Here is a 21,899-nt window from a genome sequence, read left to right as displayed (position 1 = left end):
AACGCCCGGTTACATTCCGAACCCGGAAGCTAAGCCTTTCAGCGCCGATGGTACTGCAGGGGGGACCCTGTGGGAGAGTAGGACGCCGCCGAACTTTTCTTTAGCTCCGGTCCCTGAACCTCTTGGTTCAGGGACCGGAGCTTTTTTGTTCCCGCCGTGCAGTCCGGAGCGTTACTTCATGTTCACTTCATGTGGTCAGGATCCGCGGCATGGGGACAGTGGGAACGCTCAAGTCGGCCGGTGTCCGCGAAGGCGACGAGGTGGTGGTGCCCGCCTACGGGAACCCCGAGATCGCCGAGGCGGTCGTGGAGCTGGGCGCGCTGCCGGTCTTCGCCGATGTCGACGCGGACAGTTACTGTCTCGACCCTGCCGCGGTGGCCGACGCGGTCACCCCGCGCACGGCGGCCGTCGTCGCCGTACACCGCTTCGGGCGGCCGGCGGACATGGGTTGGATCCGCGAGATCGGCCAGCGGCACGGCCTGCTGGTGGTCGCCGAGGAGGAGCCCGGCGCCCGGCAGGCGGACCAGGAAACGATACGGCGACGCCGGGACCACGCCGCCTACCTGGGCGGACGGCTCACCGGTGTGGTGACGCCACCGGCCGCCGCGGGGCACACGTACGAGCAGTACGTGGTGCGCGTGCCGGGGAACGGACGGCCGGACCGGGACGCCTTCGCGCGGGCGCTGCGCTCGCGCGGCGTCGCCTGCCGTGTGCCCGTCCAGGCTCCCGTGTACCGGCTGCCGCCGCTGCGGCGGGATGTGTACCTGCCGCAGACCGAGCGGGCGGTGGACGAGACGCTGGCGCTGCCGGTGCACACGGAACTCTCGCGCCGAGAATTGCAGCGGCTGGCCGGCGCCTGTAACGCGCTCGGCGGACTGCTGCAACCGGCGTGCTGAAAATCCCTTTTGACGGAGAATGCGAAGCGTTCTTCACCATGCGCGGTAGGCGATTCGGGTTATCGGAGGAGTTCGGGTATGCTCTATTCCGTTGCCGCGCCCCAATAGCTCAGTCGGCAGAGCGTCTCCATGGTAAGGAGAAGGTCTACGGTTCGATTCCGTATTGGGGCTCAGAGGGAAAGGCCCCCGCCACTGGCGGGGGCCTTTTTGCATGCACGGGGAAGGCCCGGTGGGCCCCCGGGTCACGCGTCGAGCGGGACCTCGGGGACGCGCATGGCGAGAATGGCCATGTCGTCGGACGCGGGCTCGGCGGCGAAGCGCTCCACCGCCCGCAGGATGCGCGCGGCCACCGCACCGGCGGTCAGGCCCGTACAGGTCGTCAGCACGTCCGTCAGGCCGTCGTCGCCCAGCATGCGAGTGCCTTCGCGGCGTTCGGTGACGCCGTCGGTGACACACAGCAGCACATCCCCCGGGTCGAGGGTGATGGTCTGCTCGTACAGCTCCAGGTCCTCCATGACGCCCAGCAGCGGCTGCGGCTCGGCGGCCGGCTCCACCGTGCCGTCCTGCCGCAGGCGCAGCGGCAGCGGGTGGCCCGCGCAGACGACCTTCAGGACGGCGCTGCCGTTGCGCTGCGGCCACAGCTCGCCGTACAAGAGGGTCAGGAAGCGGCTGCGGGCGCCCTCGTCGAGGATCGCGGCGTTGAGCCGCTCCAGGACCGCGGGGCCGCCGAAGCCCTCGCGGGCGAGCAGGCGCAGCGCGTGCCGGGCCAGGCCGGTGACGGCCGCGGCCTCCGGGCCCGTACCGCAGACGTCGCCGATGGCGAAGCCGTACGCCCCGTCGCGGATCGGGAAGACGTCGTAGAAGTCGCCGCCGACCTCGTTGCCCTCGCCCGCCGCGCGGTAGATCACCTCGACCTCGACGCCCGGCACCTCGGGCAGCTCCGGGGGCAGCAGGCTGCGCTGGAGGGACTGGCTGATGGCGGTGCGCTCCGAATACAGGCGCGCGTTGTCCAGCGCGAGGGCGGCCCGGCGGGACAGGTCCTCGGCGAGTTCCAGGATCTCCTGTCGGAAGTGCTCCTCGCTGGGTTTGCCCAGGGTGAGCATGCCGATGACGCGGTTGCGGGCCACCAGGGGCAGGACGACGGTCTCGCCGCCGACCGCGGAGGCGGTGGCCAGGCTGGCGCCCGGCCCCGAGGAGGGGCGGGCGGAGTGGCCCAGGCCCAGGCTGCGCAGTGAGGTGCGCAGGGCCGCGTCGTGGGCGGCGTCGGTCGGCGCGTTCCACAGCCGGGCGCCGGGCGTGGGCACCGGCTCCGGCGGGTCCACCTTCATCAGGAGCGACTTGAGGCCGTCGATGCGGTCCTCGTCCTCGTGCAGCACGTAGGACAGCTCCGGCTCGGACGCCTGGTCGGCGACGGTGTAGACGGCGCACCAGGTGGCCAGGGTGGGGACCGTCATCTGGGCCATCAGGGCCAGCGTCTGGTCCCGGTCGAGGGTTCCGGCCAGCAGGTCGGACGCCTCGACGAGGAAGGAGAGGGAGCCGCGGCGCAGCCGCTCCAGCTCGGTCAGGCGGGCGCGCTCGACGGCCAGCGCGATGCGGTCGGCGGCGAACTGGAGGCGCAGTGCCTCCTCGTTCGTGTAGCGGCCGGGGGCTTCGGCGGCGACGCCCAGCGAGCCGGTCAGCCGGCCCTCGACCTTCAGGGGGACCGTGACGACCGAGCGCATGCCCGTACCGGAGAGCAGGGGCACGGCGCCGGGCACGGCGGTCAGATCCTCGTGGACGGCCGGCATCCGGGCGGAGCCGTACCGTCCGGAGCCCGCTTCGACCGGCACCCGGGCGAAGCGCTGGCGGGCCGAGGGCAGGCCGGTGGAGGCCCGTACCTCCAGCTCGGTCTCGTCGTCGGTGGCCAGCAGCAGATACGCGGCGTCGCCGTCGAGCATGTCGCGGGCGCGTTCGACCGTGCGCTGGAGCAGGCCGTCGAGGTCGTCGGGGGCCGGGGAGCCGATGAAGACCTCGAACGGGTCGGCGGGGCCGCGGCCCTCGGCCGGCTGGGCTGCCTGGTCGGGGGCGGGCGGGCGCAGCGGGCTCTGGAGGACGGCGCGCTCGTGGTCGCGCACCAGGAGACAGACCGTGTACGGCTCGCCGTCGGCGTCGCGTACTCGCAGGTGGGAGGCGTACACCGGGACGACCCGGCCGTCCGCGCCCCGTATGCCGTAGGAGCCCTCCCAGCGGGAGAGCAGCAGTGCCTCGGCGATGCCCGTGCCGGTGCCCGGGGTGTGCGGCCAGGCGGCGAAGTCGGTGAGCGGCTTGCCGATGACCTGCTCGGGGTCGTACGAGAACAGGTCCCGCGCGTCCTCGTTCCAGAAGCTGATGCAGCCGCCGCGGTCGATCTGGACGACCGCGACGCGGACCCGGCTGTCGGCGACCGGCAGGGCGTCCACGGGCAGCGCGGGGCCCGCCGAGCGGGTGCCGGCCGGACGCTCGGGCAGGTCGAGCTGGAACCAGACGTGCTTCTGCGAGGCGGTGTACTCCACGCCCCACCGGCTGGCCAGCGCGCCGCACAGGAGCAGCCCGCGGCCGCCCTCGCGGTCCGGATGGGCGAACGCGCGGCCGGTGTTCTGCAGCGGGATCTCCCGCTCCGGATAGCGGTCCGCGACCTCGATGCGCACCCCGCCGTCCGAGCGCAGGCACAGGACGTCGGCGGCGGTGCCCGCGTGGACGACGGCGTTGGTGACCAGTTCGCTGGTCAGGACGACGGCGTCGTCGACGATGTCGCCGTAGCCCCAGCCCTGGAGGGTGTCCCGCACAAAGGCGCGGGCGGTGGCGACCGAGCGGCCGACCGGCTCGAACGTGGCAGCGGCCCGCGCGGTGATCACTGGTCTCCTCATGCGTGTGTCGGTGATCTGCTCTCCCACCATGGCGGCGCCCCTTACGAAAGCCTGGTGTGCTCGCCCACTGCCCGTGCTGGACGGCCAGGGCGGGTGGACAGCCGGATGCCAGGTTACTTACCTTCGCCGCGCGTGCGGATGCCGGTCACGTGTGTTTCCGCCCCGATCGTGCTCGGGACGGTATGCGATGCTGCCGAACTGTTATGGCCTGGTTGGGCCATGGTGAAACACTGGGCAAGCTCAAAGAGAAGGCCCGGGTAGAACGGTCGACCCTGCGGGAGGGACACGGTGGAGTCTGGCGCAGCGGCGCGGGGCACGAGCACGCGCGCGAAAGGCGGACGTTCCCGGAGCAACGGGACGACTGAGGTGGATACGGCTGCGCTGAACCGGCTGCTGGCTGCTCTCGTCTCGATGCGGGACGGGAATTTCCGGAAGCGGTTGACGGTGTCCGGCGACGGCGTGATGTCGGAGATCGCCGCGGTGTACAACGAGGTGGCGGACCGCAATCTGCACCTGACGGGAGAGCTGGCGCGGGTGCGCCGGGTCGTGGGGCGTGAGGGAAAACTCACGGAACGGCTGGAGGCGGGCGCCTGCGAGGGCTCCTGGGCCGCGGCCATCGACGCCTCGAACGCCCTGGTCGACGATCTCGTACGGCCGGTCTCCGAGGTGGGCCGGGTGCTCTCCGCGGTATCCGAGGGCGACCTGGAACAGCGGATGGACCTGCGCTCGCGCGGTTCGGACGGGGGTTCGGCGCATCCGCTGCGCGGTGAGTTCCTGAAGGTGGGCCGGACCGTCAACGGTCTGGTGGACCAGCTGTCGGCCTTCACCGACGAGGTGACGCGGGTCGCCAGCGAGGTCGGTACGGAGGGCAAGCTCGGCGGGCAGGCGCGGGTGCGCGGCATGTCCGGGTCCTGGAAGGACCTGACCGAGTCCGTCAACACGATGGCGTCCCGGCTGACGGCGCAGGTGCGGGACATCGCGCTGGTCACCACCGCCGTCGCCAAGGGCGACCTGTCACGCAAGGTGACCGTCCACGTCGCCGGCGAGATGCTGGAGCTGAAGAACACCGTCAACACGATGGTGGACCAGCTCTCCTCCTTCGCCTCCGAGGTGACCCGGGTGGCCCGCGAGGTCGGCACGGAGGGCGAGCTGGGCGGCCAGGCGCAGGTCCCGGGCGTCGCGGGCGTCTGGAAGGACCTCACGGACTCGGTCAACCTGATGGCCGGCAACCTCACCGCCCAGGTGCGCGGGATCGCCCAGGTGACCACGGCGGTGGCCAACGGCGACCTGTCCCAGAAGGTCACGGTCAGCGCGCGCGGCGAGGTCGCGCAGCTCGCCGACACGATCAACACGATGACCGAGACGCTGCGTACCTTCGCGGACGAGGTCACCCGGGTCGCCAACGAGGTCGGCGCCGAGGGCCAGCTCGGCGGGCAGGCGCAGGTGCCGGGCGCCGCGGGCACGTGGAAGGACCTCACCGACTCGGTGAACAACGCCTTCCGCAACCTGACCGGTCAGGTGCGCGACATCGCGCAGGTGACGACGGCGGTCGCCAACGGTGACCTGTCGCAGAAGGTCACGGTGGACGTCGCGGGCGAGATGCTCGAACTGAAGAACACCGTGAACACGATGGTGGACCAGCTGTCCTCGTTCGGCGCCGAGGTGACGCGCGTCGCCCGGGAGATCGGTGTCGAGGGCGAGCTGGGCGGCCAGGCCGCGGTGCCGGGCGCCGCCGGTACGTGGAAGGACCTGACCGACTCCGTCAACACCGCCTTCCGCAACCTCACCGGCCAGGTGCGCAACATCGCCCAGGTGACCACGGCGGTCGCCAACGGCGACCTGTCCCAGAAGGTCACGGTCGACGTCTCCGGCGAGATGCTCCAGCTGAAGAACACCGTGAACACGATGGTGGACCAGCTGTCCTCGTTCGCCGACCAGGTCACGCGGATGGCCCGGGACGTGGGCACGGAGGGCCGGCTGGGCGGTCAGGCCCGGGTGGACGGCGTCAGCGGTACGTGGAAGGAGCTGACCGACTCCGTCAACTTCATGGCGGGGAACCTGACGTCCCAGGTACGGCAGATCGCCCAGGTGACCACGGCGGTGGCGCGCGGCGACCTGTCGCAGAAGATCGACGTGGACGCGCGCGGCGAGATCCTGGAACTGAAGAACACCATCAACACGATGGTCGACCAGCTCTCGGCCTTCGCGGAGCAGGTCACCCGGGTGGCCCGCGAGGTCGGTACGGACGGCCGGCTCGGCGGCCAGGCCCAGGTGCCGGGCGTCGCGGGCGTCTGGCGCGACCTGACCGACTCGGTGAACGGCATGGCCGGCAACCTGACCGCCCAGGTGCGCAATATCGCGCAGGTCGCGACGGCGGTCGCGCGCGGCGACCTCTCCCAGAAGATCGACGTGGACGCCCGCGGCGAGATCCTGGAGCTGAAGAACACCCTGAACACGATGGTGGACCAGCTCTCGAACTTCGCCGAGCAGGTGACGCGGGTGGCGCGCGAGGTGGGCACCGAGGGCATCCTCGGGGGCCAGGCCGAGGTGCAGGGCGTCAGCGGTACGTGGAAGGACCTCACCCAGTCCGTCAACTTCATGGCGAACAACCTCACCTCCCAGGTGCGCAGCATCGGCGAGGTGACCACCGCGGTCGCGCGCGGCGACCTCTCGAAGAAGATCACCGTCGACGCCAAGGGCGAGATCCTCGAACTGGTCACGACCGTGAACACGATGGTCGACCAGCTGTCGCTCTTCGCGGAGCAGGTCACCCGCGTCGCCCGTGAGGTCGGTACGGAAGGGCAGCTGGGCGGCCAGGCCCGGGTCCCGGGCGTCACCGGCATCTGGAAGGACCTCAGCGACAACGTCAACCTGATGGCCAACAACCTGACCATCCAGGTACGCAACATCTCCCAGGTCTCCGCGGCGGTCGCCAACGGCGACCTGACCAAGAAGGTCACGGTCGAGGCGCGCGGCGAGGTCGCGCAGCTCGCCGACACGGTCAACACGATGGTCACCACACTGTCGTCGTTCGCCGACGAGGTCACCCGGGTGGCCCGCGAGGTGGGCACCGACGGCATCCTGGGCGGCCAGGCCCGCGTCCCCGGCGTCGCCGGTACGTGGAAGGACCTCACCGAGTCGGTGAACTCGATGGCCAACAACCTGACCGGCCAGGTCCGCAACATCGCCATGGTCACCACGGCCATCGCCAAGGGCGACCTCACCAAGAAGATCGACATCGACGCGCGGGGCGAGATCCTGGCCCTGAAGACGACCATCAACACGATGGTCGACCAGCTCTCCTCCTTCGCCGAGCAGGTCACCCGGGTGGCCCGCGAGGTGGGTACGGAAGGCCAGCTCGGCGGGCAGGCGCAGGTGCGCGGCGTGGCCGGCACCTGGAAGGACCTGACGGAGTCGGTGAACGAGATGGCGGGCAACCTGACCCGCCAGGTGCGGGCGATCGCCGCCGTCGCCGCCGCGGTGACCCTGGGCGACCACAACGTCCGCATCGACGTGGACGCGGCGGGCGAGATCCTGGAGCTCCAGGACAACGTCAACACGATGATCGCCACGCTCCGCGAGACCACCCTCGCCAACGAGGAGCAGGACTGGCTCAAGGGCAACCTGGCCCGCATCTCGGGTCTGATGCAGGGGCGCCGCGACCTGAAGGACGTGGCGACGCTCATCATGAGCGAGCTGTCCCCGGCGGTCTCGGCGCAGCACGGCGCGTTCTTCCTCGCCGCGCAGCCCGGCGACAGCAACGAGATCGGCGCGGACGGCGGTGAGCCGGGCGCCTACGAGCTGCGGCTGATGGGCTCGTACGGCTACTCGATGGGCACCATGCCGACGACGTTCCGGCCGGGCGAGACCCTGATCGGTACGGCGGCGGCCGAGAAGCGCACGATCCTGGTGGAGAACGTGCCCTCCGGCTATCTGAAGATCGCCTCCGGGCTCGGCGAGGCCCCGCCGGCCAATGTGATCGTGCTGCCGGTGCTCTTCGAGGACAAGGTGCTCGGCGTGATCGAGCTGGCCTCCTTCCAGCCGTTCACCCAGATCCAGAAGGACTTCCTCAGCCAGATCGCGGAGATGATCGCGACCAGCGTCAACACCATCTCCGTCAACACCAAGACCGAGGTGCTGCTCAAGCAGTCGCAGGAGCTGACCGAACAACTCAAGGAACGCTCGGGCGAATTGGAGAGCCGCCAGAAGGCGCTGGAGCTGTCCAACTCCGAACTGGAGGAGAAGGCCGAGCAGCTGCGGGCGCAGAACCGCGACATCGAGGTGAAGAACACCGAGATCGAGGAGGCGCGGCAGGTCCTGGAGGAGCGCGCCGAGCAGCTCGCCGTCTCGATGCGCTACAAGTCGGAATTCCTGGCGAACATGTCGCACGAGCTGCGTACGCCGCTCAACTCGCTGCTGATCCTCGCCAAGTTGCTCGCCGACAACGCCGAGGGGAACCTCTCCCCGAAGCAGGTGGAATTCGCCGAGACCATCCACGGCGCCGGTTCCGACCTGCTCCAGCTGATCAACGACATCCTGGACCTGTCGAAGGTCGAGGCCGGCAAGATGGACGTCAGCCCGACGCGGATCGCGCTGGTCCAGCTCGTCGACTACGTGGAGGCCACGTTCCGGCCGCTGACCGCGGAGAAGGGGCTGGACTTCTCCGTACGGGTCTCGCCGGAGCTGCCCGCGACGCTGCACACCGACGAGCAGCGGCTGCTCCAGGTGCTGCGCAACCTGCTGGCCAACGCGGTGAAGTTCACCGACAGCGGCGCCGTGGAGCTGGTGATCCGGCCGGCCGGCGACGACGTGCCGTCGGACATCCGCGAGCACCTGCTGGAGCACGGCGCGCTGCGCGAGCCGGACGCCGGCATGATCGCGTTCTCGGTGACGGACACCGGCATCGGCATCGCCTCCAGCAAGATGCGGGTGATCTTCGAGGCGTTCAAGCAGGCGGACGGCACGACCAGCCGCAAGTACGGCGGCACCGGTCTCGGCCTGTCCATCAGCCGGGAGATCGCGCGGCTGCTCGGCGGGGAGATCCACGCCGCCAGCGAGCCGGGCCGCGGCTCCACCTTCACGCTGTACCTGCCGCACAACCCGGGCGGGCTGCCGCCGCAGGGCTACCCGCAACTGGTCGCGGGCGGGCTCGCGATGGACGCCGAGGCGCGGGACGCGGAGATCGGGCGGCAGGCCGACGAGGAGGCCGCGCAGTCCGGCGCCGCGCCGTCCCGGGACAGCGGGCCGGGGCCCCGGCGGCGGCGCCGCCCGGCCGCCGGTGAGCGGCCGCGGCCGGAGCTGCCGGCCGCGGCCACCCCGCCGGAGGCACCGCAGCCGGCCGAGGAACCGCCGCAGGCGCCCGCCGAGGAGCCCTGGATCGGCAACGGTCAGGACCTGGTGACGTCCGGCTTCGACGGCGGCTTCCACGGCGAGAAGGTGCTGATCGTCGACGACGACATCCGCAACGTGTTCGCGCTCACCAGCGTGCTGGAGCAGAACGGGCTGTCCGTGCTGTACGCGGAGAACGGCCGCGAGGGCATCGAGGTCCTGGAGCAGCACGACGACGTGGTGCTGGTCCTGATGGACATCATGATGCCGGAGATGGACGGCTACGCGACCACGGCCGCGATCCGGCGCATGCCGCAGTTCGCCGGGCTGCCGATCATCGCGCTGACCGCGAAGGCGATGAAGGGCGACCGGGAGAAGAGCATCGAGTCCGGGGCGTCCGACTACGTGACCAAGCCGGTGGACACCGACCACCTGCTGACGGTGATGGAGCAATGGATGCGCACGCGGTGACACGTTCGTCAAATGAGGCTCGTAAGGTTCCCCGCATGTTGACTCAGTGTGGCCGGCCACGTGTGGGAGAGCGGTATTCGGGGAACCTTCTGGTCTCTCACTGCGTTTGTGCTACGTGCACAGTGACATCGCGGTGACAGGGTGTGGCGACAGGCGGGGTGCGGCTACGATGACCGGCACAAGGACGGGCGGCATGACAGAGCCGTCCCCTGGGGCGGCGTCCGGTTCATTGCCGGGGCGAGGAGGACGGGCCATGGTGCAGAAGGCCAAGATCCTCCTGGTCGATGACCGGCCGGAGAATCTGCTGGCGCTGGAGGCGATCCTCTCCGCGCTCGATCAGACACTGGTGCGGGCATCGTCCGGGGAGGAAGCGCTCAAGGCACTGCTCACCGACGATTTCGCGGTGATTCTGCTCGATGTGCAGATGCCGGGGATGGACGGGTTCGAGACGGCCGCGCACATCAAGCGGCGCGAGCGCACCCGCGACATCCCGATCATCTTCCTCACCGCCATCAACCACGGTCCGCACCACACCTTCCGTGGTTACGCGGCGGGCGCGGTCGACTACATCTCCAAGCCGTTCGACCCGTGGGTGCTGCGCGCCAAGGTCTCGGTCTTCGTCGAGCTGTACATGAAGAACTGTCAACTGCGGGAGCAGGCGACGCTGCTGCGGCTCCAGCTGGAGAGCGGCCGGGCGGCGGCGGACGAGTCCGCCAAGGAGCCGGCCGGGCTGCTCGCCGAACTCTCCGCCCGGCTCGCGGCCGTGGAGGAGCAGGCCGAGGCGCTGTCCAAGCAGCTCGACGAGTCGGCGGACGCCGCGGCCGTGGCGACCGCGGCGCATCTGGAGCGCAAGCTCACCGGCCTGCGGCGGGCGCTGGACGCCCTGGAGCCCGGCACGGGCAACGGGGCCGCCTGAGCGACGCCGTGCGCGGCGCCGTCCGGGCGCCCTGAGAGGCGCTGGACGGGCCGCGGACCCGTATCCGGCCCCCCGATCCCGGCGCGGCCCTGACGAGCCATCACCAGCCGTGTGAGCGGCTCCGTTGGTCGGCCGCCGGTGCGCGGCGCCGGACCCATGGCGCGACACGAATGGGTGAAGGCCCGAGCGCTCGTGTCACTGTGGCCGTCGCCTGTAATCTCGTCACCATGGCCTCACGTACGTCCGGCAAGGGTTCCCAGAGCACGGCGGGCCCCTCGAAGCAGCGCGCCGGACAGCCCGGAGGCGCCGCCAAGAAGGCCGTCGCGAAGAAGGCACCGGCGAAGAGGGCGCCGGCTCCGGCCAAGAGGGCGCCCGCCAAGAAGACCGCCCCGGCCAAGCGCGCGCCGGCGAAGAAGGCTGCCGCCAAGAAGGCGCCGCCCAGGCCGGCCCCGTCGCCCACCGGCGGCGTCTACCGCCTGGCGCGGGCCTGCTGGCTCGGACTGGCGCACGGCGTCGGCGCGATGTTCCGCGGCGTCGGGCGCGGCGCGAAGAACCTGGACCCCGCCCACCGCAAGGACGGGCTGTCGCTGCTGCTCCTCGGTCTCGCGCTGGTCATCGCGGCCGGCACCTGGTCCAACCTCAGCGGCCCGGTCGGCGACCTCGTCGAGCTGCTGATCACCGGGGCCTTCGGCCGCCTGGACCTGGTCGTACCGATCCTGCTGGGCGGCATCGCACTGCGCTTGATCCGGCACCCGGAGAAGCCGGAGGCCAACGGGCGCATCGTGATCGGGCTGTCCGCGCTGGTCATCGGTGTCCTCGGGCAGGTCGCCATGGCCTGCGGGTCGCCCGGCCGGGGCGACGGCATAGCGGCCATGCAGGACGCCGGGGGCTACGTCGGCTGGGCCGCGTCCAAGCCGCTGATCTTCACCGTCGGCCAGACCCTGGCGGTGGCGCTGCTGGTGCTGCTCACCGTCTTCGGCCTGCTGGTCGTCACCGCGACCCCGGTCAACGCCATCCCGCAGCGGCTGCGGCAGCTCGGCGCCCGGCTGGGTCTGGTCGAGGTGTACGAGCCCGAGCCGGTGGCCGCGGAGCCCGACGCGTATGCCGAGGACTGGCGCGAGCAGCCCCGGCGGAGCGCGCGGCGCGCCGCCCCCGAGCCGGACCTCGCCGGCGATCCGGACGCCATAGAGGAGGCGGCGCTGGCCAAGCGCCGCCGCGGCCGCCGTACGCCGCTGCAGCCCGCGGACCGCCCCATGGACGCGGTGGACGTGGCCGCCGCGGCCGCCGCCTCGCTGGACGGCGCCGTCCTGCACGGCGTCCAGCCCTCGCCCCTGGTCGCCGACCTCAGCAGCGGCATCTCCGGCGAGCGCGGCGACGGCGCGCAGGACACGTCCGGGTCGCAGTCCGACAGCGGCTCGGTGCCGCCCGCCCGCGGCGCCGGCCAGGACGGCGCGGACCGGCCCTCGGGCCCGGTGCCGGACTTCACGAAGTCGGCGCCGGAGCCGTCCGGCGAGCTGCCCTCGCGGGCCGAGCAGCTGGTGCTGTCCAACGACATCACCTATGCCCTGCCGTCGCTGGACCTGCTCACCCGCGGCGGCCCCGGCAAGACCCGCAGCGCCGCCAACGACGCCGTCGTGGCGTCGCTGACCACCGTCTTCCAGGAGTTCAAGGTCGACGCGGCGGTCACCGGCTTCACCCGCGGCCCGACGGTCACCCGCTACGAGATCGAGCTGGGCCCGGCGGTCAAGGTCGAGAAGATCACCGCGCTGGCCAAGAACATCGCGTACGCCGTCGCCAGCCCGGACGTCCGCATCATCAGCCCGATCCCCGGCAAGTCCGCGGTCGGCATCGAGATCCCCAACAGCGACCGGGAGATGGTCAACCTCGGCGACGTGCTGCGCTCGGCGGAGTCGGTGGGCGAGGACCACCCGCTGCTGGTCGGCCTCGGCAAGGACGTCGAGGGCGGGTACGTGACGGCCAACCTGGCGCGGATGCCGCACATCCTCGTCGCGGGCGCCACCGGCTCCGGCAAGTCGTCCTGCATCAACTGCCTGATCACCTCGGTGATGGCGCGGGCCACCCCCGACGAGGTGCGGATGGTGCTGGTGGACCCCAAGCGCGTCGAGCTGACCGCGTACGAGGGCATCCCGCACCTGATCACCCCGATCATCACCAACCCCAAGAAGGCCGCCGAGGCCCTGCAGTGGGTGGTGCGCGAGATGGACCTGCGCTACGACGACCTGGCGGCCTACGGCTACCGGCACATCGACGACTTCAACGCCGCCGTGCGCAGCGGCAAGGTCAAGCCGCCGGAGGGCAGCGAGCGCGAGCTGTCGCCGTACCCGTACCTGCTGGTGATCGTGGACGAGCTGGCGGACCTGATGATGGTCGCGCCGCGGGACGTGGAGGACTCCATCGTCCGCATCACCCAGCTCGCCCGTGCCGCCGGCATCCACCTGGTGCTCGCCACCCAGCGCCCCTCGGTGGACGTGGTCACCGGCCTGATCAAGGCGAACGTGCCGTCCCGGCTGGCGTTCGCGACCTCCTCGCTCGCCGACAGCCGGGTCATCCTCGACCAGCCGGGCGCGGAGAAGCTCATCGGCAAGGGCGACAGCCTGTTCCTGCCGATGGGCGCGAACAAACCCGTGCGCATGCAGGGCGCGTTCGTCCAGGAGGACGAGGTCCAGCAGGTCGTCCAGCACTGCAAGGACCAGATGGCGCCGGTCTTCCGGGACGACGTGACGGTCGGCACGGCCAAGAAGAAGGAGATCGACGAGGACATCGGCGACGACCTGGACCTGCTGTGCCAGGCCGCGGAGCTGGTCGTCTCCACCCAGTTCGGGTCCACGTCGATGCTCCAGCGCAAGCTGCGCGTCGGCTTCGCCAAGGCCGGGCGGCTGATGGACCTGATGGAGTCGCGCAACATCGTCGGGCCGAGCGAGGGCTCGAAGGCGCGCGACGTCCTGGTGAAGCCGGACGAACTGGAGGGCGTACTGGCGGTCATCCGGGGGGAGACGCCCTCATAGGAGGCCGCCGGCGGGCGGCTTCGGAGCCGCCCGCCGGGCGGCGCTCCCGGACCTGCCCACCCAGTGGGCGACAGCGGCGGAGGAAGTCCAGGGGCCGCGCCCCCGAATCGCTCGAACGAGGGATTCGGGGGGCTCGTCGGAGATCGTAAGCAACCGTTTCTTCCGCCGATACGTCAAGTTGGGGGAGGTGGTGGGAGGATGCGTCACCATCGGAAGCCGGACCGGGCGTCCGGCAGCCTCACGTGGCCTTCTGATGGCGTACAAAGTCCGCTTCTCCGCTTGCCCGACCCTTTCGGTACACCCCTAGACTGAACCTCCAGCAGGTGGCTCACGCTCGAAAGGCGCCCCCGTGTCCATCGGCAACTCCCCCGAAGACGACCGGCCCTCCATCGGCCGCGCCATCCAGCAGGCCCGTATCGCCGCAGGACTGACCGTCGACGAGGTCAGTACCACCACGCGGGTGCGGGTGCCCATCGTGAACGGTATCGAGCAGGACGACTTCTCGCGCTGCGGCGGCGACGTCTACGCACGGGGGCACATCCGCACGCTCGCCCGCGCCGTCGGGCTCGACCCGGAACCGCTGATCGACCGGTTCGACGGGGACCGCGGCGGCCGGCCGGAGCCGACGCCCGCCGCGCCGCTCTTCGAGGCCGAGCGCATCCGGCCCGAGCGAGGGCGCCCGAACTGGACCGCGGCCATGGTCGCGGCCATCGTCGCGGTCGTCGGGTTCGTGGGCTTCACCCTCTTCAACGGCGGCGGCAAGGGGAGCGCGGTGGCCGAGGGCGACAACACCGCGGCGCCGGTGCAGCCGACGAAGCCCGCCGCCGGCAAGTCCGGCAAGACCCCCAAGCCGACCACCGTGCCCGGCCCGGGCCCCTCGGAGAGCGCGATCGCGGGCGTGCCGAAGGACAAGGTCACCATCAAGATCACCGCGAAGGACGGGCAGAGCTGGATCTCCGCCAAGGACGCCAACGGCCGCCTGCTGGAGGACGGCCTGCTCAAGAAGGGCGAGTCCAAGACCTTCACGGACAAGAAGCGGATCGACCTGGTCGTCGGCAATGCCGGGGTCGTGCAGCTGTTCGTCAACGGCAAGGAGGTCGAGAAGGTCGGCGACAAGGGCGCGGTCGAGCGGCTGAGCTACTCGGCGGGCCCGCAGGCGGGCTGACCGGCCCGGTCCGGGGCGCCGGACGGACGGGGCAACCCTGGCAGCGATAGGGGCTGCCGGGACAAAGTAGGCTGACTCCATGCCCGAACGCCGTACCGTCGCCCTTGTCACCCTTGGCTGCGCCCGTAACGAGGTGGACTCGGAGGAGCTCGCAGGCCGCCTGGCAGCGGACGGCTGGGAGCTCGTCGAGGAAGCCGCCGATGCCGATGTCGCCGTCGTCAACACCTGCGGATTCGTCGAGGCCGCCAAGAAGGACTCCGTCGATGCCCTCCTGGAGGCCAACGATCTGAAGGACCACGGCCGCACCCAGGCCGTGGTGGCCGTCGGCTGCATGGCCGAGCGGTACGGCAAGGAGCTGGCCGAGGCCCTGCCGGAGGCCGACGGCGTGCTCGGCTTCGACGACTACCAGAACATCTCGGACCGGCTGCAGACGATCCTGAGCGGCGGCAACGTCGAGGCCCACGCACCGCGCGACCGCCGCAAGCTGCTGCCGATCAGCCCGGCCGAGCGGCAGGACGCCGCCGGTGTGGCGCTGCCCGGCCACGGCGACACCGAGCCGGCCCCGGCCCCCGCCGACCTGCCCGAGGGCGTGGCGCCCGCCTCCGGCCCCCGTGCGCCGCTCCGGCGCCGCCTGGGCACCAGCCCGGTGGCCTCCGTGAAGCTGGCCTCCGGCTGTGACCGCCGCTGCTCCTTCTGCGCCATCCCGTCGTTCCGCGGCTCCTTCATCTCGCGCCGCCCCTCCGACGTGCTCGGCGAGACCCGCTGGCTGGCGGAGCAGGGCGTGAAGGAGATCATGCTGGTCTCCGAGAACAACACGTCCTACGGCAAGGACCTGGGCGACATCCGGCTGCTGGAGACGCTGCTGCCGGAGCTGGCGGCCGTGGACGGCATCGAGCGCATCCGGGTCAGCTACCTCCAGCCCGCCGAGATGCGGCCGGGCCTGATCGACGTGCTGACGCAGACGGAGAAGGTCGCCCCGTACTTCGACCTGTCCTTCCAGCACTCGGCCCCGGGCGTGCTGCGCGCGATGCGGCGCTTCGGCGACACCGACCGCTTCCTCGACCTGCTGGAGCAGATCCGGACGAAGGCGCCGCAGGCCGGCGCCCGATCGAACTTCATCGTCGGCTTCCCCGGTGAGACCGAGGAGGACGTGGCCGAGCTGGAGCGCTTCCTGACCGGGGCGCGGCTGGACGCGATCGGCGTGTTCGGCTACTCCGACGAGGACGGCACCGAAGCGGCCACATACGAGAACAAGGTGGACCCGGACGAGGTCGCCGAGCGCCTGGCGCACATCTCCCGGCTGGCCGAGGAGCTGACCGCGCAGCGCGCCGAGGAGCGGCTGGGGGAGACCCTGACGATCCTGGTGGACAGCGTCGACGAGGAGGACGGGGTCGTGGGGCGGGCCGCTCACCAGGCGCCCGAGACGGACGGCGTCACCTTGCTGCGGACCTCACTCGACCTTGCGCCGGGTCGTATGGTCGAAGCAAAGGCCGTGGCAAGTGAAGGCGTCGACCTGGTGGCCGAGGTGCTGTCGGTGGACGGCGTGCCCTGTACTGAGGAGGCGGGCAGATGACCGGAGTCCCGGCTTCCGCGGCCGGTGGGCACCACCGCCCGGCGCCGGCCGTCCGGACGGCCGGGCTGTGGAACATCGCCAACGTCCTGACGATGGTGCGGCTGCTGCTCGTACCGGCCTTCGTGCTGCTGCTCATGCACGGCGACGGCTACGACCCGGCCTGGCGCTCGTTCGCCTGGGCCGCGTTCGCCATCGCCATGATCACCGACCTGTTCGACGGCCACCTGGCGCGCCAGTACAACCTGGTCACGGACTTCGGGAAGATCGCCGACCCGATCGCGGACAAAGCGATCATGGGTGCGGCGCTGATCTGCCTGTCCGTGCTCGACGACCTCTCGTGGTGGGTGACCGGCGTCATCCTCTTCCGCGAGCTGGGCATCACGCTGATGCGGTTCTGGGTGATCAGGCACGGCGTCATCCCCGCCAGCCGCGGCGGAAAGCTGAAAACGCTCGCCCAGGGCACCGCGGTGGGCATGTACGTGCTCATGCTGAACGGGCCGCTGGCGACGTTCCGGTGGTGGGTGATGGCGGTGGCCGTGGTGCTGACCGTCGTGACCGGGCTGGACTACGTACGGCAGGCGGTCGTCCTGCGGCGGGCCGGGCTGGCCGAGGCGCGTGCGGTGCAGGCGCAGGAGCGGGCCCGGGCAGCCGCGGAAGCACAGCCGGTACCCGACAGGGCACCGGCCGGGAGCACCGCCGAGGTACGCGGCGGCGGGCCTGCCGGGCGCGCGGCGCGGGCCGGGGAGCGGTCCGCGGCCCCCGCGGAGGGCCGGGACGACGGGGATTCCGCAGGGTGAGGCCGGTGGGTTCCCGTACGGGGATTTCTCGTATGGTGCAGTCGGCGGTGGCCCTGGAACCGGGCTCGGGGCCGGGCCCGGGAACGACCTTCCGAAGTGGCTGTGGAAATGTCTGCTGATCCTGCGCAGGGGGCGGTCTCCGGGGGCGTTCCGGACACCGCTCCCGACACGTCGGCCGTGGCCGCCCGGGTGCTCGGCGCACTCGTGGCGCGCGGGGAGAGCCTGGCGGTGGCCGAGTCCCTCACGGGCGGCCTGGTAGCCGGGGCGCTCACCGGGGTACCCGGGGCTTCCCGGGCCTTCCGGGGCTCGGTGACGGCCTACGCGACCGCACTCAAACGGGACGTCCTGGGCGTGGACGGGGCACTTCTGGACGCCCGCGGAGCCGTGGACGCGGAGGTCGCCCGCCAGATGGCACGCGGTGTAAGGCGTGTGCTGGGCGCGGACTGGGGTATCGCCACTACAGGGGTCGCCGGCCCGGACCCCCAGGATGGACAGCCCGTGGGCACGGTCTTCGTCGCGGCCGACGGGCCGGGCGGCGCGGGCGGCGTGCGACAGCTCACGCTGGACGGCGACCGCGGACGGATCCGCCGGGAAACCGTGGCGGCGGCGCTGACGCTGCTGGTGAGCGAACTGACAGAGAATGCGGCGGCACAGGATACGGAACAACGGGGGGAATTTTGATGTTTACAGCCCTGAGTGAACACGAACTCGCGCCCCGCACGGCCGAGGCCCGAGGCGGTACGGTGGGGCGAGAAGGATCCGACTCCGAGGTCCGAGGAGGGAGCCAGCGATGATTCTGCTTCGTCGCCTGCTGGGTGACGTGCTGCGCCGACAGCGTCAGCGCCAGGGCCGCACCCTGCGCGAGGTCTCCTCCTCCGCCCGGGTGTCGCTCGGCTACTTGTCCGAGGTCGAACGGGGACAGAAGGAAGCCTCTTCCGAACTGCTCTCGGCGATCTGTGACGCGCTGGATGTGCGCATGTCCGAGCTGATGCGCGAGGTCAGCGACGAGCTGGCGCTCGCCGAGCTGGCCCGCTCCGCGGCCGCGAGCGACCCGGTGCCCGCACCGGTGCGCCCGAAGCTGAACTCGGTGTCGGTGGCCTCGCTGACCGGGGTCCCCGAGGACCGCGTGACGATCAAGGCTCCCGCGGAGGCCGTGGACGTCGTCGCGGCCTGAGGCCGCCGCGTCCGCCCGGGCGTGGCCTTCGGGCCCCGCCGTCCGGCGTCCCCCCGTACGTGCTCAGCTCCTCTCCTCCCTCCTACGGGCCCCACGGCCCCTGAGCCGCTGCGACCAAGAGGCCGCCGGTTCCTTCTTCAGGCGCCCTGCGAGCGCCCCCACGACTTCCCTGAGCCCCGCCCGGCAGCCGCCAGGTGGGGCTCGGGGCTTTTCCGGGACTTTCTTTGGGCTTTCCGGAGGTTTTCCGGGGGCTGATCGGGCGGTTGCTCGGGGGCATTCCCGGGGGCTTCCCGGGGCTTTTCGAGGGAGCCGGGACCTTCGGGCGGACCGGGCGGAGCGGTCGGCGGGACTTCCGTCCCCACTTGTGACGGCCAGGCATTACCGCGGCGCGACGGGGTACCCGATCCGTACAGACAGGACCAATCGTTTGTACGATGGGCGAAGCGCAACCATTCGCCCGAAAAGGAGTAAATGGATGTCTGTCGTCAAGAGCACGCTGTCCGAAGACGACCGCAAGGTGGTCGGGGACGCACTGCAGGGAGCCCTCGTCGACCTGGTGGATCTCTCGCTCGTGGCGAAGCAGGTCCACTGGAACATCATCGGCCCGCGGTTCCGGTCCGTACATCTCCAGCTCGACGACGTCGTGGACACCGCGCGCGCGTACGCGGACACGGTCGCCGAGCGCGCCTCGGCCGTCGGCGTCTCGCCGGACGGCCGGGCCGAGACGGTCGCGAAGACCAGCGGTATCGACACGGTGCAGGACAGCTGGATCAAGGACGCCGAGGTCGTCCGCGTCATGGTCGACGCGCTGGGCGCGGTCATCGCGCGGATGCGGGAGCGCATCCGTACGACCGACGAGCCGGACCCGGTGACCCAGGACATCCTGATCGGCCTCACCGCCGACCTCGAAAAGCACCACTGGATGTTCCAGGCGGAGTCCGGCTGAGCGGGACGACCGGGTCTTCCCGAACGGTGTTCTGAACGCGGTTCCGCCGAGCGGTCCACGATCTTCCAGAGCCGGTCGTCCCCGCGATGAGCGGAGGACGGACGACATACCGCAGGCCGTACGAGCGCCCCTCCGACGGATGAGGAGGGGCGCTCGGCTGTTCAGGGGTCCACATGCCCGTTCCCGAGGGAGCGGAAAGCGGCCCCTGTGACGGGTGCGTCGTAATGGCGTGTCTGTGGTTTGGGAGAGTGGGGGCGGACGAACATGTTGAGGCAGACGCATGCCGGATGAGCAACGTATGGAGGAGTGCCCGCTATGTCGAAACCCCCGCTGCCGCGCGAGGCGGTGGCCATGCTGGAGAAGGCCAACCCGGCCGTCATCACGACCCTTCGGTCGGACGGCCAGCCCGTCTCCACGGCGACCTGGTACCTCTGGGACGACGGCCGGGTGCTGGTGAACATGGACGAGGGCCGTAAGCGCCTCCAGCATCTGCGCAACGACCCCCGGGTGACGCTCACCGTCCTCGACGAGGAGAGCTGGTACACCCACATCAGCATCATCGGCCGCGTCACCGAGTTCCGCGAGGACAAGGATCTGGCCGACATCGACCGGCTGGCCCACCACTACCTCGGCAGCCCCTACGCGCAGCGCGACCGCGGCCGGGTCAGCGCCTGGATCGAAATCGACCGCTGGCACGGCTGGGGCAGTCACAAGGACAGCAGCCAGGCCGGCTGACGAATGGCGTGCGGAAGACCTGGTGTGGGGAAGTCCTCTCCCCGGCGCGTCCGAGCGCCGGGGAGAGGACTTTCGTCATTTCTCAGGGATCGGGGGCCAGGGGTCAGAGGCAGCCGGAACGGTCTTCGGTCCGGCGTGCCGTCACTCACCCATGGGTTCATGCCGCGAGTTCGTACGCCTCAAGCCGTTTGATCATGCGGCGTACCACCAGCAACGGAATGACGCCGAAGACGCCGAACGACATGTCGATCAGCTGCCAGTAGAAGGGAATTCCGCGAATCGGGCCGCAGATGAGGGCCAGCGGAATGATTCCCGCGCATGCGATCATGCCGAAGTCGATGACCCAGATATTCCGTACCGGGTCCCGGAACGGTCCGTAGAACGCCACCGCGATGACCAGATGCGCGAACGCCAGCCAGTCCGTCCCGTACAGCACGAACGGATACTTCGCGTCGGTGGCCTCCAGCCCCTCCCGGACCCTGCCGATCCACTCGACCAGCCCCGGCAATGGCCCGGCGACCGGCGACGCGTCCGACCGCAGCAGTTCATCGATCCACCGGATTTCGGTGACGAGCGGAAAAGCCGTCAGTCCGCTCAGCACGAGGCAGACGATGAAAACAACCAACCAGATACGAATGCGGCGCCGAAGCGCTTCACGCCCCTCCATGATCGGGAGCGTACGCTTGCCCCGGCCCACCCCCCGCCCCGGGGTCGGCATACCGTCGTACTGCTCATTCGCTGCCCTTCGATAGCGGCGTATCACCCGTCAATCAGCGGCAGTCAAACGGCGTTCGATCGGCAGCGGTGACTCCGTACCGGCTGCGGAAAGTGCGGGAAACGCGCACAGCTCGCGGCGGTACCCGGCCTTCGGGTCAGAGAGGGGTCCCGGTGTCGATCAGTGAGCGGGCGCCCTGACTGAGGAGTTCGGTCGCGGCGTGCGCGCCGAGCGCGGCCGGGTCGTGCGGTGCGTCGCTGCGCAGATGCACGTGCGCGAAAGCGGTGCCGTCCGGGGAGAAGACCATGCCGCGCAAGGAGAGTTGGCCTTCGGGCCCGGTGACGCAGTATCCCGCGATGGGGCTGTTGCAGTGGCCGCGCAGACCCTGGAGCATGACGCGCTCGGCGGTCACCTCGGTGAGCGTGGGTTCGTGGTTGAGCCGTTCCAACAGCGCGGCGACGGTGGTGTCGTGACGTCGGCACTCCAGGGACAGGACGCCGGCGCCGACAGCCGGCAGCAGCTCCTCCACCTCGAAGATCTGCCGGACCCGGTGCGTCAGGCCCAGTCTGGCCAGCCCGGCACCGGCCAGGACCAGCGCGTCCAGCTCGGCGGCTGTGTCGAGCTTGCCGTCCATGAGGTCCAGACGGGTGCCGACGGCGCCACGTACGGGCACGATCCGCAGATCCGGCCGGATGCGCAGGAGCTGCGCCCGGCGGCGTACCGAGGCGGTGCCGATCCGGGCGCCGTGCGGCAGGTCGTCGAGGCGGCGTACCGGTGAGTGCTCGGGAACGACCAGCACGTCCCGGACGTCGGCGCGCTCCAGATGCGCGGCGACGACCAGCCCCTCGCGAAGCGGCACGTCACCGGGTACGTCCTTGAGGCAGTGGAGTGCGAGGTCGATGTCACCGCGCTGCAACTGCGCGTCGAGGGCTTTGACGAACAGGCCCTTGCCGCCGGTGCCGGACAGATCGCCGTGCCAGAGGTCGGCCTCCGTCTGGACCGGGACGGTCACGATGCGCAGCTGCGGGTCGATGGCGTGCAGCAGCCGGGCGACGTGGGCGGTCTGGGCGAGGGCCATCGGGCTCGTACGGGTTCCGATGCGCAGTTCGCGGGCGGAGGGATCGGCGCTCACGGAGGTCTCCGTTCGGTGCATCTCGGGCGGTGGCCGCCGGCGGGGCGATGATCACTCAGTGCAGCGTAAGAGACACGGGGCGGTGGGCCGGGGAGATGCGGGTTCGTGCTGGCGTACGAGGTGGGAGAGGCGCGAGGGCC

General features: G+C 70.8%; 14 protein-coding genes, 1 tRNA gene and 1 rRNA gene. 13 read left to right on the top strand and 3 right to left on the bottom strand.

Annotation, left to right across the window (positions count from 1 at the left end; translation table 11 throughout):
• The 3 genes from rrf to ACH4FX_RS21655 form a co-directional block, all read left to right on the top strand.
• Nucleotides 1–94, top strand: a 5S ribosomal RNA gene (rrf, locus tag ACH4FX_RS21665); the annotation flags it as partial.
• Between the two features lie 115 nt (nt 95–209).
• Nucleotides 210–896, top strand: a complete 687-nt coding sequence (locus ACH4FX_RS21660) for a DegT/DnrJ/EryC1/StrS family aminotransferase (RefSeq protein WP_398481247.1) — start codon at nt 210–212, stop codon at nt 894–896.
• A gap of 98 nt (nt 897–994) precedes the next feature.
• Nucleotides 995–1,067 (top strand) — tRNA-Thr (locus ACH4FX_RS21655).
• A 71-nt stretch (nt 1,068–1,138) separates the two neighbouring features.
• On the opposite strand, the gene ACH4FX_RS21650 is transcribed toward ACH4FX_RS21655, so the two are convergent.
• Nucleotides 1,139–3,811 carry a SpoIIE family protein phosphatase gene (locus tag ACH4FX_RS21650; RefSeq protein WP_398481246.1) on the bottom strand — a complete coding sequence of 891 codons (2,673 nt, stop codon included), beginning with the start codon at nt 3,809–3,811 and terminating at the stop codon, nt 1,139–1,141.
• A 258-nt stretch (nt 3,812–4,069) separates the two neighbouring features.
• Here ACH4FX_RS21650 and ACH4FX_RS21645 point away from each other — a divergent pair, with 258 nt between their 5' ends.
• From ACH4FX_RS21645 to ACH4FX_RS21600, 10 genes are all read left to right on the top strand, one after another.
• A complete protein-coding gene (locus tag ACH4FX_RS21645; protein ID WP_398481244.1) occupies nt 4,070–9,580 on the top strand; it encodes a HAMP domain-containing protein in 5,511 nt (1,836 codons plus the stop codon).
• A gap of 253 nt (nt 9,581–9,833) precedes the next feature.
• Nucleotides 9,834–10,496: a two-component system response regulator gene (locus ACH4FX_RS21640; RefSeq protein WP_398481242.1), complete on the top strand. Its 663-nt coding sequence runs from the start codon at nt 9,834–9,836 to the stop codon at nt 10,494–10,496.
• 227 nt (nt 10,497–10,723) lie between these two features.
• Nucleotides 10,724–13,522 carry a DNA translocase FtsK gene (locus ACH4FX_RS21635; protein WP_398481240.1) on the top strand — a complete coding sequence of 933 codons (2,799 nt, stop codon included), beginning with the start codon at nt 10,724–10,726 and terminating at the stop codon, nt 13,520–13,522.
• Nucleotides 13,523–13,871: 349 nt separating this feature from the next.
• Entirely contained in the window at nt 13,872–14,687 is an 816-nt protein-coding gene (locus ACH4FX_RS21630) for a helix-turn-helix domain-containing protein (RefSeq protein ID WP_398481238.1), read from the top strand.
• A gap of 79 nt (nt 14,688–14,766) precedes the next feature.
• Nucleotides 14,767–16,260 (top strand): 30S ribosomal protein S12 methylthiotransferase RimO, encoded by a 1,494-nt coding sequence (gene rimO, locus ACH4FX_RS21625; RefSeq protein WP_398481236.1) that lies wholly within the window; start codon nt 14,767–14,769, stop codon nt 16,258–16,260.
• Nucleotides 16,257–17,057, top strand: a complete 801-nt coding sequence (gene pgsA, locus ACH4FX_RS21620; RefSeq protein ID WP_398481234.1) for a CDP-diacylglycerol--glycerol-3-phosphate 3-phosphatidyltransferase — start codon at nt 16,257–16,259, stop codon at nt 17,055–17,057. Before rimO ends, pgsA begins: the two co-directional genes overlap by 4 nt.
• 108 nt (nt 17,058–17,165) lie before the next feature.
• Nucleotides 17,166–17,738 carry a CinA family protein gene (locus tag ACH4FX_RS21615; protein WP_398481232.1) on the top strand — a complete coding sequence of 191 codons (573 nt, stop codon included), beginning with the start codon at nt 17,166–17,168 and terminating at the stop codon, nt 17,736–17,738.
• 109 nt (nt 17,739–17,847) lie between these two features.
• The gene (locus ACH4FX_RS21610; protein ID WP_385235149.1) at nt 17,848–18,231 is read left to right on the top strand and encodes a helix-turn-helix domain-containing protein; all 384 of its coding nucleotides are present in this window, start codon (nt 17,848–17,850) and stop codon (nt 18,229–18,231) included.
• 475 nt (nt 18,232–18,706) lie between these two features.
• Nucleotides 18,707–19,177 (top strand): Dps family protein, encoded by a 471-nt coding sequence (locus ACH4FX_RS21605; protein WP_398481230.1) that lies wholly within the window; start codon nt 18,707–18,709, stop codon nt 19,175–19,177.
• Nucleotides 19,178–19,492: 315 nt separating this feature from the next.
• Nucleotides 19,493–19,912, top strand: a complete 420-nt coding sequence (locus tag ACH4FX_RS21600) for a PPOX class F420-dependent oxidoreductase (RefSeq protein ID WP_398481229.1) — start codon at nt 19,493–19,495, stop codon at nt 19,910–19,912.
• Nucleotides 19,913–20,069: 157 nt separating this feature from the next.
• Here the strand turns inward: ACH4FX_RS21600 and ACH4FX_RS21595 are convergent, their stop codons facing one another.
• On the bottom strand, nt 20,070–20,579 hold the full coding sequence (locus ACH4FX_RS21595) for a hypothetical protein (RefSeq protein ID WP_398481227.1): 510 nt from the start codon (nt 20,577–20,579) through the stop codon (nt 20,070–20,072).
• 205 nt (nt 20,580–20,784) lie between these two features.
• Nucleotides 20,785–21,759 carry a hydroxymethylbilane synthase gene (gene hemC, locus ACH4FX_RS21590; protein ID WP_398481225.1) on the bottom strand — a complete coding sequence of 325 codons (975 nt, stop codon included), beginning with the start codon at nt 21,757–21,759 and terminating at the stop codon, nt 20,785–20,787.
• Between the last annotated feature and the right edge of the window lie 140 nt (nt 21,760–21,899).

The sequence above is a fragment of the Streptomyces sp. NPDC018019 genome, from assembly GCF_044327805.1.
Lineage (GTDB): Bacteria > Actinomycetota > Actinomycetes > Streptomycetales > Streptomycetaceae > Streptomyces.
The sequence above is the reverse complement of the archived record's forward strand: the minus strand, read 5'-3'. Positions and strand labels throughout refer to the sequence as shown.